Below are 17,066 nucleotides of genomic sequence, written 5' to 3'. Positions count from 1 at the left end.
TCATTAATCAACATATCTTGCCTTTTGATGATTGTTTCCTGTAATACAAATGATACTATTAAATCAACAACTGTTCAATGAACGAACTGGAGGGGGATTTAATGAATATCTTAGTTATTGGGCGTGGGGTGATTTCTACTCAATATGCTTGGATCTTTAAAGAAAATGGAAATAATATTGATTTTTATATTAGATCAGAATCAATAGATAAGTATACGCGAATGCTGAATTTGCAGCTAGACGATTGGAGGAAACGGAAGTCTAAAAAGATTAATGTATCGTGGGAAACTAACTTAATATATGAAATTCCCCAAAACCATAACTATGACTTGATTTTTGTGAGCGTCAATATTGAACAAATTAGTTCTGTTGTAAAAACATTGAATAATAAGGTGAATAAGGCCACTGTACTGTTTTTTAATAATTTTTGGGATCCAATCAAGCAGACAGAAATATTACCACAATCTCAACTTATATTCGGGTTTCCTGTTGCTGGCGGGGGAACAGTAGGGATAAACACAATTAATGGTGCGTTTTCTTCTATTATAATAATAGGTGATATAGGGATGGCTTCGAAAGAACGAGTACAGCAAGTATACACATTATTTGAGCAAGCAGAATTCAGCGTTAAAAGGCAGACTAACTTTAAAAAGTTCTTATTGAACCACTTCCTCTTAAATGTAGCAGTTGAAATAGAAGTTTTAAAAGAAGGGAGTTTTATAGGATTGATGGATTCTATCGATGCTTTAGGAAACATTTCCATCAATCTTAGACAGCTAAAGCCTATAATGAAGGAGCGAGGAATGAGTTATGATGCTTTAAATACTTTACTTTTCAACGATATCACCAAAAATTATAGGGATTATAATGTCCAAGTTTATCTTTAAAAGTGGAAGTACAGCACGATCTTTAATGGAAGGAAATAATACTATAACTGGACGCAGCGCCAAATTAATTCTTGATGAAGCAAGAAGAAAAAATATACATGTAAATACACTCGAAAATATTAGTAAACTCCTACCCTAATAATATAGCTTTTTTTTACTTATAATAGGAAAATGTTATAGGGCTGCAGTATTCTAATAAATATTACAGAGAAGAAAAATTTGAATGTCTATAAAAAGGTAATATCCAAGAAAAATACGCAGTCAAAAATAAAGTGAATATTCGTGTGAATATAATAGAATTAGACTTTTACTGTCTTAAACCATAATTTAGGTTAAGAAGGATTAACGCTTCTTTTTGTTAAAAAAAGGTATTTCTAATATCGCTATCAGGGCAGGATAATTGAATAACAAGAGAAAATTTAAGCAATGAAAATAGCCGAGTTTATCTCGACTAATTTTTAATAGTATCATCTGAAATAGTTTTTAATATATTGTTTTTCTCTTTTTGTAATTTTAGAAAATATATCAGATACACCAAACTATAAAGTTAAAATAATAATAAGAATCATCTAATCTAAAGTAGCTCCGTGTTTTTAGGTAATGCGGTATTACATTATGTAATTATATCTTGATAGTACGTTCAAGTATTCCTAAACCTTATTCTGAAGGTATTGATTAAGATGACTAATCCCTTTAGATCTCTATGAAATTATATTATCTTGATATGAAACTTGTTCTGGTTGTACAATTTCATATTCACCTTCTGCATACTCTTGCTCCGCATAATGGCTTCCCCATTGACAGAGCTCCTGCAAGATAGGTTTAAGAGATTCTCCAAGTTCAGTGGATGAATATTCAACCTTTGGTGGTACTTGATTATACATCTTTCTGCTCACAAGTCCACTGGCTTCAAGCTCTCTAAGTGTTTGAATAAGCATTTTCTGAGTTATATTTGGGATAATGCGCTTTAATTCACTCGTTCTCTTTGGTCCATTCATTAAAAAGTATAATACAAGGCCTTTCCATTTTCCGCCAATAACTTCCTTTGTCACTTCAAACCCACAACTAAATTTTTTCATGTCTAAAGCTCTCCATTCCACATTTATTACTTTTTAGTTACTATATCACAAAAAAGTGGGTACTTCCGATAATGTGCTTACTGAAGGATACTATATCTTGTAAGTTGTTCTTCAAGTACTTAAGGTACTAGACATAAAATAAAATTAATTCTAAAGGAGTGTTAAGTATGGGTAAATTTGAAGGTAAAATAGCGCTTGTAACGGGTGGAACTAGTGGGATTGGTCTTGCTACAGCGCAAAAATTTGTAAACGAAGGTGCATATGTTTATATCACGGGACGTAGACAAAACGAACTTGATAAAGCTGTTAACCAAATTGGCAAGAACGTAACCGGTGTTCAAGGTGATATTTCTAAGCTTGAAGACTTAGACAAACTATATGACATTATAAAGCAGGAAAAAGGTAAGTTGGACATTCTTTTTGCTAATGCAGGCATCGGCAACTTCCTTCCATTAGGTGAAATTACTGAAGAGCAGGTTGATAGAACGTTCGACATTAACGTTAAAGGAACCATCTTTACTGTTCAAAAAGCGTTATCACTATTCCCGGACAAAGTAGGTTCAATTATTGTAACAGGCTCTACTGCTGGATCAATTGGCAACCCAGCGTTTAGTGTATATGGAGCATCTAAAGCAGCATTAAGAGCACTAGTTCGCAACTGGATTCTTGACCTAAAAGGTACTGAAATCCGTGTAAATGTGGTTAGTCCAGGAGCTATTCTTACACCTGCATACGATGAGCTTTTTGGTGATGCACTTGAAGAAGTAATGGAAAATAGCAAAAATACTGTTCCAGCTGGAAAAGTTGGGACACCTGAAGAAGTAGCAAACGCTGTATCTTTCCTTGCTTCAGACGAAAGCAGTTACTTGACGGGTGTTGAATTGTTCGTAGATGGCGGGCTAGCACAGGTATAATTTCACTGTGCAGAGATTACAAATAGTCCCTAAAAAAGGTTAATGGGGATTTACTTGTAACAGCTGCTTTTGGTATGAAGGACCAAGATGGTACATATTATGATGCAGCTGCTATCCATAATATATCTCTAGCTACATTGCACGAAGAATTTGCCACAATACTTACAACAGATAAATTGCTAAACGAGTTTTTTTAATACGCTTATGGCACTAAGCGGCTTTCCTGTATTAAATAAAGAAATTCTTTTATCATAAACGTAGGAGAATAATTCAGTAAGATCAGTTACAGAGTAAAACTATCTTTTACTATTACCTCTACATAAAAAGTAAATTATTGTATAATATATTTTGGAATGAAAAAACACAATTCGGTTGGTAGTCCGAATGCATTAAAAAATTTAATGTCAGTAGCCTTCCCCTCCTCGGGATGTCCATCGTTCTAGTATAACTGGAGGAGGGACCTATAATGAAACTAACCATTTATTATGATGGTCAATTTTATATAGGGCTTATAGAAATTGTGTCTGAAAATAAACTTAAAGCCTGCCGATATATTTTCGGTAAAGAACCAAAAGATCAGGAAGTATTAGATTTTGTGAACAGAAAATTATTAAGGGTAATTGAATCTAATCAACAAATAGGGATACATATTTGTCAGAAATCACAAAAGAAAATTAATCCTAAAAGAATTCAAAGAAAAGTCTCAAAAGAATTAAAGCAATGCTCTGTTTCTTCTAAAGCACAAGAAGCCATCAAGGCTGAATATGAACAACGGAAGAAAGTAAAATCAGCTAAAAATAAACAGCTAAGAGAAGAAAAAAAGACGTATATTAGAAATTGCATGGTTCAAAAGGCTAAAAATAAACATAAAGGCAGGTAACATAATTTCTATTTTTTGCAGACAACTAATGTTGTCTGTTTTTATTTATCATCATTCACTTAAATAGAATTAATTGCTTTATCTTACTAAAAAACAAGGATGTTTTATCAAACTATCAGGGCATGGAACAGAAGAAGGAATATACAAGACTATATAGAATAAGTAAGTTATTGGAAAAGGAAGAGATAGAACTATTATTCCAAAGCAGGGGTGAATAAGATTAACCAATTTATAATGGTAAAAGAGAAGAAAATAGAACTTTTACATATAGGCAGTAAAGGAATTCCTATTGTTATACTTACAGGAATGGGTTGTTCGTTTTATGAGTGGTATCAAGTAACAAAATCATTAGCGAAATCAAACAGAGTCATTATGTTTCATAGACCAGGACTCGGGCTTAGTCCATTAAGTGAAGAGATACGTAATACGAACGCAGTTATAGATGAATTAAGTCAATTGTTGATCGGATTAAATATTTTTGAGCCCGTTATTTTAGTTGGACATTCTTATGGTGGTTTATGTGCACAGCATTATGCCAAGGTTTTTCCAGAAAAAATTGCCGGAATCGTATTGATTGATTCCACTTCTGTTGACTTAAAAGAATTAGATGAATTAGAGTTACAAGTGCTAGATGAGACTGGTACGGATGAGGTCTGGTTAGAGAAATGCCATTCTTACTCGCTAATGAAACCAGCTGAACTAAAAGAAATAGTAAAACCTACTCTTACGGATAAACAAAAAAATCTATCACTTCATCTCCAAGAGCATGTCCTTGACTTTCAGACAAGTCCTGCCTTATATAAAACGATGTACCTGGAAATGTGTAATTGGAAGAAGGATGGAGAACGAATAAAGAGGTTGGGGGTTTTTCCTAATTTGCCTCTAATAGTTATTGGACGAGATAAAGAATATAACATTCAATTGGGAATTGCGGAGGGACTGCCCGAGTGGGAGATGAGAAAATTAGAAGATAAGTGGGAAGAGCTTATTATGAAACAGGCTAGACTTAGTAAAGATAGTGAATTAATTTTTGCTGAGAATTCTAGTCATTCTATTTATCTTGATCGTCCAGACGTAGTAATAAAAGCAATTAAAAGTTTGAATAAAATTAGAAATGGATTATAAGGGGTTAAACAATGCAACTGTTTAAAATCAATATCAAGAAACAATACTGGCTAGGATCAACTGATTCAGAAGAGGATCTATGCTCTCATGGAGAAATATATTTAAAGGTTAATGACACCGTTATTACTCAATCCGGAATAGATGAAGAATGGGGGATTAGTGAATCGGCATTAGCTTTGTTACGAACATTAGATAATAATTATCTTTGTGCTCCCGAGGAGGATGAAGGGTTAATTCTCCATGGATGTGGTTTACTATTGATGACGAGTTGTCCTATTTCCATTCATTGGACAGTAAAACATTGTGGGGATGACGTATTTCTTTCAGATTTTGTTAAGTTTACTAGTACCGACAATCAATCAGGCAGCATCTACTATCCCGATTTAAAGGTTAAGCTTAGTAGAAACGAATATAAATTTCAAGTTTGTCAATTTGCGATAGAGGCAAGGGAATTCTTTCGTTCTTCAAAAGAGAAACGAATTTCTGATGACTTTGATAAAAACATGTATGATGAGTTTTGGAGTGAATATAATCAATTGTTAAATAGCAATTTACCAGACTAAACGTAAAACGATATTATTAACATCTATTAATAGTGATTTTGAAAATGAGATGTATTGGAGGAACTAAAAATGAATGGGATTGCTAAAACTCCTAAACTACCTTACTATGCGGTTATCTTTTCTTCCCAGCGAACGGAAGGTGACAAAGGCTACGGAAAAATGGCGGATAAAATGGTAGAGTTAGCTTCACAGCAGGAAGGTTTCTTAGGTGTAGAAAGTGCACGTGATGAGGGACTGGGCATTACTGTTTCCTATTGGGATTCCTTAGAGGCAATAAAGAATTGGAAGGAAAATTCCGTCCATCTTGCTGCGCAGAAATTAGGAAAAAAAGAGTGGTACCAGAGCTTTGCGCTAAGAGTGTGCAAAGTAGAAAGAGATAACTTCTTCGAAATGTAATAAAGCTAGTCTCTTTAGGCTAACCATAAAAGAAGAAGAGCATCTTTGCAGAAAATGATTCTTTGATTATAGGAAAAAATTTTGAAGATAAGTTTGAACTAAGCTATGGAAAAAATGCGGCAATTTTTTTCTTAGCAGCGTCTATTACCAGGATAAATGGTTTTGACGCTTTTTTTATTTGATTAAAGCTTTTTTAGTCAATATCCTACAAGAACAACTAATAAAAGTATGCTAAGCTATTTAAACAGAAGACAAGGGGGAACAGTATCAGATGAGAAGGGAAGAAAGAAAAATTTGTTTTGATGAAGATTTGCAAATTGAAGCCTATCGATTTCACGGGATTATGCAAAAGTTTCCTAATCACTTTCATGAATACTACGTTATTGGCTTTATCGAGAGTGGTCAAAGAAAATTGACATGTAGAAACAAAGATTATGTTATTAATAGTGGAGATCTTATCTTTTTTAATCCATTTGATAATCATGCTTGTGAACAAATGGATGATGAGCCCTTAGATTATCGTTGTTTAAATATTACACCAGAAGTAATGCGAAAAGTGGTAGAAGAAATCACTGGTAAAGACTATCTGCCTTCCTTTAAAGATCCAGTCGTCTTCCGTAGTGAACATGCAGAATTATTACAGCGACTGCATCAAATGATCATGGCTGAGTTAGGAGATCTGGAGAAAGAAGAAACTTTTTATTTCTTAATGGAACAATTGATTGAAGAATATAGTGCCATAGAGAAAAACATTAAATTGGATAAGATGACCAAGGAAATATCAAAGGTTTGTGAATTTATTGAAAGGCACTATGTTGATCCGATTTCTCTTGATGATTTGGTGGCGGTATGCAATATGAATAAATACACCTTATTACGTTCATTTGCGCGAATTCGCGGTATTACTCCTTATCGATATTTACAGACAGTGCGTATCAACAAAGCAAAGAAGCTATTAGAACAAGGGATGAAACCAACCGATGTAGCTGCTCAGACTGGTTTTGTGGATCAAAGCCATTTCAGTCATTATTTTATGGATTTTATTGGATTAACGCCTGGACAATACCGAAATATTTATATAGATAGTGTAAATTAAATTGTTTCAACTAGAAGGAAAGAGTGGCGAATAAGATGAATTTTGGACATATTTCAGCAATTATCACGATAATGATTTGGGGGACAACATACATATCTACAAAAATATTATTAACTGATTTTACTCCCATTGAGGTATTATTCTTTCGTTTTGTCATTGGAATTGTAGCCTTGAGCATCATTTATCCATATCGGCTAAAAATGAAAGATAGAAAGCATCATTATTTATTTTTACTTGCGGGGTTATGTGGGGTAACACTTTATTACCTCTTAGAAAATATTGCTTTGACCTTTACTACTGCTTCTAATGTAGGAGTAATAAGTGCGATGGTGCCATTTTTCACTGCTATTCTCACTTATTATTATTTGAAAAGTGAACCCTTGCGATTAAATTTCTTCATTGGTTTTATTCTAGCTTTAATAGGAATTTTTCTCATTAGTTTTAATGGCACTGCTAATTTTAAAGTAAATCCATTAGGTGATCTACTAGCTGTCGCAGCAACTCTAATATGGGCAATCTATTCCGTTATTACGAAGAAAATTAGTAGTTGAAGAAAATTAGTAGTTATGGATATAATACGATTCAAGCTACAAGGCGGATTTTTTTATACGGTATTTTATTTATGATCCCTGTTTTATATTTATTTGACTTTAAACTAGGAATCGAACGTTTTGCCCAACCGATCTACTTATTTAATATCATTTTTCTAGGATTAGGCGCATCTGCACTTTGTTTTGTTTCTTGGAATTTAGCCATTAAAAAATTAGGGGCAATTAAAGCAAGTGTATATATCTATCTTGTTCCTGTAATTACCGTTATCACGGCTATGATAGTCTTAAAAGAGCCTTTAACTTGGATGGCAGCTCTTGGTACATTGTTGACCCTGACTGGCCTTTTCGTTTCCGAATCTAAAATAATTACTAAGAAAAAAAAGGATTTGGTAAGTAGTTATTAGATGGAGGGATACTTATAGCAATGAGGGAGATTGCTTTTTTATAAGAGTGGTTCTTTATAAAATGAGACTGTTAAAATGATCTAATTTTTTCATGGAATGTAAAGTGTTGGCTAAGTGAAGGATATAGATAATATGCTTTTTGACAGATTGCTAGTTTGTATCTCAAGCTAGGAATGGCACATTCAACATTAAGGAAATAGTTCATATTGCTGTTCATATACACAGATTAATTTCATAATCAGCTTAAATGGTTTTATCTCCTGCCATATTGAATAGCTAGATTTAGGGTTTTATAAAGGACTCTTCCTTTTTTTAAAGCAGGGTCCTTTATTATGATATTACAAATGTAGATGTTATAAACTAGAGAGAACTGTAGATTATGGACGAATTCATTATAATGCAAATTATCTCTTTGTAACTTTTTAAGGTTATAATAAACATAAACATATTTTATTTTGTTAAATGATAACTAGTATCTAGTAAATTATAGATGTCAGCTTTAGGGTATGGGCTATCAAGTATGATAGAAATCCAGTGTTCCTTATTCATATGGTATGCTGTTAAGATTCCCTCTTCTTTCTGAAGTAGATTTTTTAATTCTGGTTCACATTTTACATTTAAGACATCTACTACTTCTTCTCCTGATAATCCTAATTTGTTTTTAGGAACATTCATCATTAAACCATACCATTTGCCCTGATTAACATGTCTTAACACAGCATAGTTTTGGAATTTTTTCCAAGGATACTCTGGATTTGTACCATACTTTTCTTTTGCATAAGAAAAAATTTCTTTTCTCGTTGTCATAAAGTTTCGTTCCTTTCTTTATCCTCTTTTATTAGTATGAACTGATTATGTCCTTGATTATATCACTATTATTTATTTATGTTTTTTTCCATGTTATTTGCCTATATTTAATAGAAGCTTTATTGTTAACTATATAGTATTTCTATGTACATAGGATTACTATATAATAGAAATAGGATTAATTATTAGGTAATTAAAATGGGGGAGAATTATGAAGGGATTAGCTTTATTTTTGATGCTTTTTTATTTCCTTGTTACCGGATTATGGATAGCAAATTCACCGTATTTATTTTCCGTTCAAGGAATGATTGTATGGCTGATATCGATTGTGCTAGGGTTTGTAACGTATAAGCAAATAATAGAAATAAACATTATAAAGTGACTTATGCTGTACTTCACCTTCTTTATGGCGTTTTTGCTTATAATGACAGGTTTGATACATTGGGCTGTCAATTCTATGTGATAATGTCGTTGTATGGCTGTTACAAAATTCAATCTTTATAACCGGTATGACACTGCCGATTGATGGAGGTTTCTCTTCGTATTCTGGAGTTTGATAGTCGTAAATATAATAAAAGCAGAGTCTAATTAGATTCTGCTTTTAGTTATTAGCTTAGTATCGTTTTGTGATTTGGAACTTTTACACAAGATTTCCGTTTCACTAATTCTGTATCTATAAATATTTTCATTTTATCTTCTTCGTTTTCATCTATTTCTCGAATAAGCTTCTCAACAGCTAGTGATGCAATCTTGTCTTTCTTGACATGAATAGTTGTGAGTTCTGGGCTGACAATTTGAGATTCAACAATATTATCAAATCCAATGATGGATATGTCTTCCGGTACATGGATATTTAATTCATGGAGTGATTTAATGATACTAATCGCCATGTAATCACATTCACAAAATATAGCGGATGGTAGGTTATCCTTTAACTCCATTATATTTTGTTTGAAATCCTCTTGCACAGAAAGATCGGTTGGAGACATTTTGAAAATATGTTCAGGTTTAATGGTTAATCCATTTTCACTCATTATTTTTTGAAATCCTTTTCTCCTCGAATCAAAATTATACATGCGTGAAACCGATTCTGCATATCCAATTACCTTATGACCTAACTCAATCAAATATTCCCCCGCTTGGTAAGCGCCAATGATATTATTCATCACAATGAAGTTAATATCCAAAGTTTCAAAACAAGTATCTAAAACAACTAAATTTGGCTGCAGCTTAGAAACGGTTTTAATCTGTTCTTCAGTCAGGTTGGTCCCTAACAGCAATATACCAGAAGACTGTTGCTGCATTTCAAGATTCGTTATTTCTTGCTCGAGCGAATCTATATTTATAGAGGAGATGATCAAGGAATATCCTTTTGATGAGATAGACTGGTCAATATTATTGATTAATTCCATAAAAAAAGACTGCGACTGATATTGTTCGGTAACGATACCGGTATGGGTACATGCTACAAAACGAAATATTTTAGTTGGAGAAGTATTTTTCCCTTTTGAAAAAGTTCTTGGGTTATAGCCATTTTCCTTTGCGATTTTTAATATTTTTTCTCTCGTTTCTTGACTAACACCGGGTTTTCCATTTAACGCCAAAGAAACAGCTGATTTGGATACCTCCGCTATTTGTGCAATATCATCTATCTTCATTTAAATCCTCCACCCTATATAAGTAAATAAAAATTTTCCAATGAGTACATATATTAGTTTAGTTAAAAAGTTTAGTTGTGTCAAACTAGCAAACTACTAAATGATTACTATAATGCTTATTTTATTAGGGTTTTTTACTCGATTTAACTAAACTTAACTAAAAATAACGTTTACAAAATGATAAAAAATAAATAAAGTTTATATAAAATTATTGACTTTAATTTAGTTTAGGTGTTAATCTAATACCGAGAAATAAATCAAAACTTATTATGTAATTGTATAGTTTATAACGGTTTAGAAAAGTTTAGGATAGTTTAGAAAGTTTAGTAGTGAATGTCAATTGGGGGAATATCATGGAAAAGTTTAAATTAGGTTTTGCTCCAACACGGAGATTCGTGTTTAGTAAAGAGGATGCTTACAAATATAAAGAACTAATAAAAGAGAAGATAAGAAGTTTCGGCTTGGATATGGAGATTGTGGATTTAGAAGGAATCAATGAAGAAGGATTACTATATAATCGTGCAGATGAACAGGCAATCATTCAACGATTTAAAAGGGAAGATGTTGATGCATTATTCTTTCCCCATTGTAATTTCGGTACCGAAGATCTTGTTGCTAAAATTGCTAAGGCTATCGATAAGCCTGTATTAATCTGGGGACCTAGAGATGAAGCTCCTTTGGAAAATGGAATGAGACTGCGGGATACGCAATGTGGAATTTTTGCGACAGGAAAAGTATTGCGCAGGTTTAAGGTCCAATTTACTTACATAACAAACAGTAGTGTTGACTCTGAAGTTTTTGAGAGGGGTTTTAAAAACTTTATAGGGGCTGCAAATGTTGTTAAGCATTTTAGGAAACTTCGAATCCTTCAAATCTCCACAAGACCTTCTGATTTTTGGTCGGTCATTTGTAATGAAGGAGAATTGTTAGAGAAATTCGGAATTCAAATATATCCGATTACCTTAGATCAAATTAAACAGAAAACACTTAAGATTGAAAAAGAGGGCGGCGCTGAACTTGAGCAAGCAGTAGCTTATATTAAAAAAACACTTGATTGGAGTACGGTTAAGGAAGAAGATGTTCGTCGGATTGCTGCACTAAAAGTTGGTATGAAGCAATACGCGGAAGAAACAGGCAGTTCTGCTATTGCTATTCAATGCTGGTCCACTTTGCAAGACATTATAGGAATTATGCCCTGCCTTGCAAATGCGATTTTGACAGATGAGCAAATACCTGTTACTTGTGAAACCGATATTCATGGCGCGATTACTTCAATCATGGTGCAAGCAGCAACACTAAATACATTGCCAACCTTTTTTGCGGACATTACGATTAGGCATCCCGAAAATCCAAATGGAGAACTGTTATTCCATTGTGGTAATTTCCCGGTTTCTTTAAGTGTCGAAGAAAAACCGCAATTGAATAAACACTTTTTATTTGATGACCATTCACCTGGTACACATGAAGGAGAGATAAAAGGCGGCGAAATGACCATTGCTCGTTTTGATGGTGATAATGGGGAATATTCCATCTTTTTAGGAAAGGCAAGAGGGATAGAAGGACCTTATTCAAGAGGCTCCTACGTGTGGGTTGAAGTAAATGATTGGCCGCTTTGGGAAGAAAAATTAGTGAAGGGACCATATATTCACCATTCTACAGGCATTCATGCCAATGTAATACCAATAATCTATGAAGCATGTCAGTATATTCCTGGATTGACTCCCGACCCAGTTGATCCAACTGAAGAGGAAATTCGCGCATGGCTGCGAGGCAGTGACATAAATTATTGATGCAATGGAGGAGATAATTATGATAGATATAAAAAAATTAGAACGAAAAGCCGCAGAAATTAGAATGGCAGTGATTGATATGGTTTATGAGGCTGGCACTGGCCACACCGGTTCATCCTTATCCAATACAGATATCTTAACCGTTCTTTTCTATGAGGTAATGAAGAATGATCCAGCTAATCCAAACTGGGAAGAACGAGATCGGTATATTCAGAGTAAAGGTCATGCTGTTGAATCCTATTGGGCTGTTTTAGCGGATAAAGGCTACTTTCCGAAAGAAGAATTAAAGACATTTTCTAAATTCAATACAAGACTTATCGGGCATCCAAACAATAAAGTTCCTGGCGTAGAAATGAATACCGGTGCATTAGGACATGGTTTATCCATATCAGTAGGAATGGCATTAGCGGCCAAAATGGATCATAAGGATTATCGAGTTTTTACATTAATGGGTGATGGAGAGCTCGCGGAAGGCTCTGTGTGGGAAGCCGCTATGGCAGCATCGCAATATAAGCTTGATAATTTAGTAGGAATAGTGGATCGAAATCGATTGCAGATTACGGGCAGTACAGATGATGTAATGAGCAATGAACCTCTTGATAAAAAGTGGGAGAGCTTTGGCTGGGACGTTATCGAAGTGGATGGCAATGATATAGCTGAATTAGTGCAAGTCTTTCATTCAATCCCGAAGACCGAAGGGAAGCCTACTATTATACTCGCAAATACAATTAAGGGAAAAGGAATTTCTTTCGCTGAAAATGAGGCTGGCTGGCATCATCATGTTCCATCTCAAGAAGAATATGAACTGGCAATAAAGGAACTTTCTAAGCGTTTGGAGGTATTAGCATGAATAACGTCATACTGAAAAAAAATACTGGCAATAAAATTGCAAACCGGACAGTGGTAAGCGATACTTTATTAGATTTAGCAATGGACAATAAGGACATTCTCGTTTTAACAAGTGATTCTAGAGGTTCGGCTTCGATGGTTCCTTTTGCAGATGCATTACCAGAACAGTTAGTGGAAGTAGGAATTGCTGAACAAAACTTGGTAGGGATTTCAGCGGGATTGGCTGCTTCTGGAAAAATACCATTTGTTGCTTCTCCAGCTTGTTTTCTCAGTATGCGTAGTATAGAGCAGGTTAAAGTGGACATCGCTTACTCAAGAACAAATGTGAAACTAATTGGAATCAGCGGTGGTATCAGCTATGGAGCGCTTGGAATGTCTCACCACTCTGTCCAAGATTTAGCGGTGACAAGAGCGATACCAGGCTTACATGTTATGATGCCGGCTGATCGTCATGAAACGAAAAAAATGATTGAAGCATTAGTGGATTATGATACACCTGTTTATATGAGAATTGGTAGAAATCCAGTAGAAGACTCTTATCAAAGTGATGAGTACGACTTTCAAATTGGCAAATCTGTTACGATGCATGAGGGCGGTGATTTAACGATTATTGCTTCTGGTGAGACGGTACGTGTTGCGCTTGATACTGCCTTTTTGCTAAAGGAAGCAGGGATTAGCTGCAGGGTCCTAAATATGCATACGATAAAACCACTAGATGAAGAAGCGATTATCAAGGCAGCTAAAGAAACGGGATACATCATTACAATCGAGGAACACAGCATATATGGCGGGCTTGGTTCTGCGGTTTCAGAAGTGACTTCCAATAAATGTCCTGTTCCCGTGAAAATAATAGGAATTCCAGATGAACCAGCAGTAGCTGGAACCACGAAAGAAGTATTTCAACATTATGGAATTAGTCCTGAGAATATTTCAAGTATCGCTAGAAAATTACTTGGTCAATAGGAGGAGACAGCGATGAGCGATAGTTACATCCTAGCAATAGATCAAAGTACTTCTGGCACAAAAGCATTACTTGTTGATGAAAAGGGTTCTATCATTGCAAAAGAAACGACAAGTCATAAGCAGCTATATCCTCAGTCGGGTTGGGTGGAACATGACCCGATTGAGATATATGATAATGTGAAGAAAGTAATAAATAGTATTGTTGATTCAAATCAATCTTTAATGAGAAAAATGAAGACCCTTACAATAACGAATCAGCGTGAGACTCTTGTTATTTGGGATAAATATACGAGTGAGCCGGTATATAACGCGATTGTGTGGCAGTGCAGAAGAACGACGTCTATGTGCTCTTCTTTGAAAGCAAAGGGCTGTGAAGAAAAGGTTCATGCGAAGACAGGACTTAAGATAGATCCATATTTCTCGGCAACGAAAGCAAAATGGATCTTAGAAAATGTCCCAGGTCTCAAAAAAAGAGCAGAAAAGGGAGAGATTCTACTTGGGACAATTGATAGCTGGTTAATTTGGAAATTGACAAATGGAAGGGTTCACGCCACAGATGTAACGAATGCAAGTAGAACACTTTTATTTAATATTCACTCTTTATGTTGGGATGATGAATTACTGAGGATTTTTGAAATACCAAAGGAAATGCTCCCTGAAGTAAATTTTTCTGATCGTATATTTGGAATGGTCGAGGACAGTGAACTATTAATACATAAGGTGCCGATAGCGGGAGTAATAGGCGATTCACAAGCAGCTTTATTTGCGCAGCGGTGTTTTAATAAGGGGATGGCAAAAGCTACTTTTGGCACAGGTACTTCTGTAATGGTGTATACAAATGAATATGTTCAAGCAAAAGAAGGGTTAGTTACTTCAATAGCTTGGGGATTCAATGGCAATGTTCACTATGCTTTAGAGGGGATTATTAATACAACAGGTGATATTATCCGCTGGATGAAAGAGGATCTTACTCTTTTCACAACTTTTGAAGAAGCCGAGATATTGGCAGAAACACTAGATAATAATGAAGGAGTATACTTAGTTCCTGCTTTTGTAGGACTAGGTGCACCGTATTGGAGTCCCAATACAAAGGCAGGAATTACTGGGATGAGCAGAAACACAAACAAGTCACATCTAGTAAGAGCAGGGTTAGAAAGTATCGTTTACCAAGTAAAAGATATTATTCAATTAATATATAAGGAAACAAACGTAGTGGTAAAAGAGTTAAGGGTGGATGGCGGTGCAACAGCTAACGAATTTCTAATGCAGTTTCTTTCTGACTTATTAGGAGTCAAAGTCATTGTTTCACATGTTTCTGAGCTGTCAGCACTAGGTTCTGTTTATCTTGGTGGTCTTGGAATGAATATGTGGAAATCAGTTGAAGAAATATCTCAGTTAAATAATGAAAAACGTATTTATAGCCCAAAAATGGATAGAGAAACGAGCGAGCGGTATTATGCGGAATGGATGAAAGCAGTGCACACTCTCTTAATCTAAGAAGATTGTAAATGAATGCGCTTTTAATTTATGTAAGGGAGGTGAATGCTCTTACAATCTATTTGAGGTTCTTGTTGTATCCCCAATTTTTAAATGCATGTTATTTAATTAACTAGTTAGGATAATGTTGATTGGAGGCCAAAAAATGAATTATGGAGCACTTGCTAAGAAGATTGTTCAAGAGGTGGGCGGGAAAGAAAATATCAATAGTGTTATACACTGTGTAACACGGTTAAGATTTAATCTGAAGGATCAATCACTTGCAAATACTGAAGTCATCAAAGATATGGATGGTGTTATGACCGTGGTTATTAGCGGAGGGCAATACCAGGTAGTGATTGGTGATCAAGTTCCTATTGTATATGCAGAAGTGGTCAATTTAATTGGGGGAGGAACTTCTCAAAATGTAGAGGCTGCGGAAGAATCGGATGAAAAAAAAGGTTTGTTTAGCAAATTTGTGTCCCTTATTTCTGGTATATTTATGCCTGTAATGGGAGCGATGGCAGCTGCTGGGATTCTAAAAGGATTTTTGGTAGCGCTGACGGTGGTTGGATGGATAGATGAAGAAATGGGAGTATATAAGATCTTATTCGCCGCATCTGATGCATTCTTCTATTTTATGCCTATCCTGTTAGGATTTTCAGCTGGTAAGGTGTTTAAAACGAATTCTTATATTACAGCAACTATTGGTGCGGCTCTTGTTTATCCGACAATGATTGAAATCTATAATGCGGGGGAAGCATTAAGTTTTCTTCAGATTCCCGTTATCCTTATGAATTATACGCAATCGGTTATTCCGATCATACTAGCTTCGTTTTTAACAGCTAAATTAGAAAAAGTGCTGCTGAAAGTAATTCCTAAATCATTGCAATTGATTTTTGTTCCTTTATTTATTACTGTCATAATTGTTCCATTATCTTTTATTATAATTGGACCAGTTTCTGTATATGCAAGTGAATTATTAGCTAAGGGAGCGATGGCTGTATACTCATTAAGCCCTGTTATTGCGGGATTACTATTAGCGGGAATTTGGCAAATTGCAGTAATGTTTGGACTGCATTGGGCCTTTATCGCAATATTTATCAATAATATCACTACATTAGGATTTGATCCTATAAATGCATTACTGTATTGTACTGTATTTGCTCAAACTGGAGCGGCTTTAGCTGTTTCCTTAAAAACAAAAGAAACAAAAATGAAATCGTTATCAACCACTGCCACCATCTCAGGATTTTTAGGAATTACAGAGCCTGCCATCTATGGAGTTAACTTACCACTGAAGAAGCCGTTTATTATGGCGTGTATCGGCGGTGGCGTTGGTGGTGCAATTGCCGGCTTCTTTAGTGCGAAAATGTATGGGGGATTTGCATCAGGGGGAGTTTTTGGGATACCGATGTTTATTGATCCAGACGGAATCAGTTCTGAATTTTATGGCTTTGCTGTTTCGTTGCTTGCAGCTCTAGTAACTGCTTTTGTACTTACTTTCTTATTTGGCTATTCCAAAAAAGTGAGTACTAAACCAGCGAAAGAGAAGTCTGCAGTAACCAGTGACAGTAATCTATAATCATATAAAATGGATTTAGTAGGGTAATAGAATTGCGATTTAA

At 34.9% G+C, this 17,066-nt stretch carries 16 protein-coding genes and 2 pseudogenes; 15 read left to right on the top strand and 3 right to left on the bottom strand.

Annotation, left to right across the window (positions count from 1 at the left end; genetic code table 11):
- The first annotated feature begins 101 nt into the window (after positions 1-101).
- Positions 102-887, top strand: a complete 786-nt coding sequence (locus BCI01S_RS07615) for a ketopantoate reductase family protein (RefSeq protein ID WP_047942801.1) — start codon at positions 102-104, stop codon at positions 885-887.
- Between the two features lie 701 nt (positions 888-1,588).
- On the opposite strand, the gene BCI01S_RS07610 is transcribed toward BCI01S_RS07615, so the two are convergent.
- The gene (locus tag BCI01S_RS07610) at positions 1,589-1,966 is read right to left on the bottom strand and encodes a winged helix-turn-helix transcriptional regulator (RefSeq protein ID WP_047942800.1); all 378 of its coding nucleotides are present in this window, start codon (positions 1,964-1,966) and stop codon (positions 1,589-1,591) included.
- Positions 1,967-2,133: 167 nt separating this feature from the next.
- On the opposite strand from BCI01S_RS07610, the gene BCI01S_RS07605 reads away from it, so the two are divergent.
- The 8 genes and pseudogenes from BCI01S_RS07605 (at position 2,134) to BCI01S_RS07575 (ending at position 7,895) form a co-directional block, all read left to right on the top strand.
- Positions 2,134-2,880: an SDR family NAD(P)-dependent oxidoreductase gene (locus BCI01S_RS07605; protein WP_047942799.1), complete on the top strand. Its 747-nt coding sequence runs from the start codon at positions 2,134-2,136 to the stop codon at positions 2,878-2,880.
- 59 nt (positions 2,881-2,939) lie between these two features.
- A pseudogene (locus BCI01S_RS25905) lies at positions 2,940-3,077 on the top strand (cysteine hydrolase); the annotation flags it as partial.
- A gap of 269 nt (positions 3,078-3,346) precedes the next feature.
- Positions 3,347-3,760 (top strand): YjdF family protein, encoded by a 414-nt coding sequence (locus BCI01S_RS07600; protein ID WP_047942797.1) that lies wholly within the window; start codon positions 3,347-3,349, stop codon positions 3,758-3,760.
- Between the two features lie 210 nt (positions 3,761-3,970).
- A complete protein-coding gene (locus BCI01S_RS07595; RefSeq protein ID WP_235844460.1) occupies positions 3,971-4,885 on the top strand; it encodes an alpha/beta fold hydrolase in 915 nt (304 codons plus the stop codon).
- 11 nt (positions 4,886-4,896) lie between these two features.
- Positions 4,897-5,448 (top strand): hypothetical protein, encoded by a 552-nt coding sequence (locus BCI01S_RS07590; protein WP_061797813.1) that lies wholly within the window; start codon positions 4,897-4,899, stop codon positions 5,446-5,448.
- Between the two features lie 69 nt (positions 5,449-5,517).
- Positions 5,518-5,844 carry an antibiotic biosynthesis monooxygenase family protein gene (locus BCI01S_RS07585; protein WP_047942793.1) on the top strand — a complete coding sequence of 109 codons (327 nt, stop codon included), beginning with the start codon at positions 5,518-5,520 and terminating at the stop codon, positions 5,842-5,844.
- A gap of 271 nt (positions 5,845-6,115) precedes the next feature.
- Positions 6,116-6,940 (top strand): AraC family ligand binding domain-containing protein, encoded by an 825-nt coding sequence (locus BCI01S_RS07580; protein WP_061797809.1) that lies wholly within the window; start codon positions 6,116-6,118, stop codon positions 6,938-6,940.
- Positions 6,941-6,975: 35 nt separating this feature from the next.
- Positions 6,976-7,895: pseudogene (locus tag BCI01S_RS07575) on the top strand (DMT family transporter).
- A gap of 450 nt (positions 7,896-8,345) precedes the next feature.
- Here BCI01S_RS07575 and BCI01S_RS07570 read toward each other — a convergent pair.
- Positions 8,346-8,702 carry an MmcQ/YjbR family DNA-binding protein gene (locus tag BCI01S_RS07570; protein WP_047942789.1) on the bottom strand — a complete coding sequence of 119 codons (357 nt, stop codon included), beginning with the start codon at positions 8,700-8,702 and terminating at the stop codon, positions 8,346-8,348.
- A gap of 211 nt (positions 8,703-8,913) precedes the next feature.
- On the opposite strand from BCI01S_RS07570, the gene BCI01S_RS25195 reads away from it, so the two are divergent.
- A complete protein-coding gene (locus BCI01S_RS25195; protein ID WP_156485398.1) occupies positions 8,914-9,084 on the top strand; it encodes a hypothetical protein in 171 nt (56 codons plus the stop codon).
- Between the two features lie 226 nt (positions 9,085-9,310).
- Here BCI01S_RS25195 and BCI01S_RS07565 read toward each other — a convergent pair whose 3' ends face one another.
- Positions 9,311-10,360, bottom strand: a complete 1,050-nt coding sequence (locus tag BCI01S_RS07565; RefSeq protein ID WP_047942788.1) for a LacI family DNA-binding transcriptional regulator — start codon at positions 10,358-10,360, stop codon at positions 9,311-9,313.
- Between the two features lie 353 nt (positions 10,361-10,713).
- Between BCI01S_RS07565 and BCI01S_RS07560 the strand changes: the two genes are divergently transcribed.
- From BCI01S_RS07560 to BCI01S_RS07540, 5 genes are all read left to right on the top strand, one after another.
- On the top strand, positions 10,714-12,150 hold the full coding sequence (locus tag BCI01S_RS07560; RefSeq protein ID WP_061797805.1) for an L-fucose/L-arabinose isomerase family protein: 1,437 nt from the start codon (positions 10,714-10,716) through the stop codon (positions 12,148-12,150).
- Positions 12,151-12,169: 19 nt separating this feature from the next.
- Positions 12,170-13,000 carry a transketolase gene (locus BCI01S_RS07555; protein WP_373694323.1) on the top strand — a complete coding sequence of 277 codons (831 nt, stop codon included), beginning with the start codon at positions 12,170-12,172 and terminating at the stop codon, positions 12,998-13,000.
- Positions 12,997-13,962 carry a transketolase family protein gene (locus tag BCI01S_RS07550; protein WP_047942785.1) on the top strand — a complete coding sequence of 322 codons (966 nt, stop codon included), beginning with the start codon at positions 12,997-12,999 and terminating at the stop codon, positions 13,960-13,962. The genes BCI01S_RS07555 and BCI01S_RS07550 overlap by 4 nt, the downstream gene beginning before the upstream one ends.
- A 12-nt stretch (positions 13,963-13,974) precedes the next feature.
- On the top strand, positions 13,975-15,459 hold the full coding sequence (gene glpK / locus BCI01S_RS07545) for a glycerol kinase GlpK (RefSeq protein WP_061797800.1): 1,485 nt from the start codon (positions 13,975-13,977) through the stop codon (positions 15,457-15,459).
- 145 nt (positions 15,460-15,604) lie between these two features.
- A complete protein-coding gene (locus BCI01S_RS07540) occupies positions 15,605-17,023 on the top strand; it encodes a PTS transporter subunit EIIC (RefSeq protein ID WP_061797793.1) in 1,419 nt (472 codons plus the stop codon).
- The last annotated feature ends 43 nt before the right edge of the window (positions 17,024-17,066 follow it).

It is taken from the genome of Niallia circulans NBRC 13626 (genome assembly GCF_001591585.1).
Classification (GTDB): domain Bacteria; phylum Bacillota; class Bacilli; order Bacillales; family Cytobacillaceae; genus Niallia; species Niallia circulans.
This window is presented reverse-complemented; position numbering and strand designations above follow the sequence as displayed.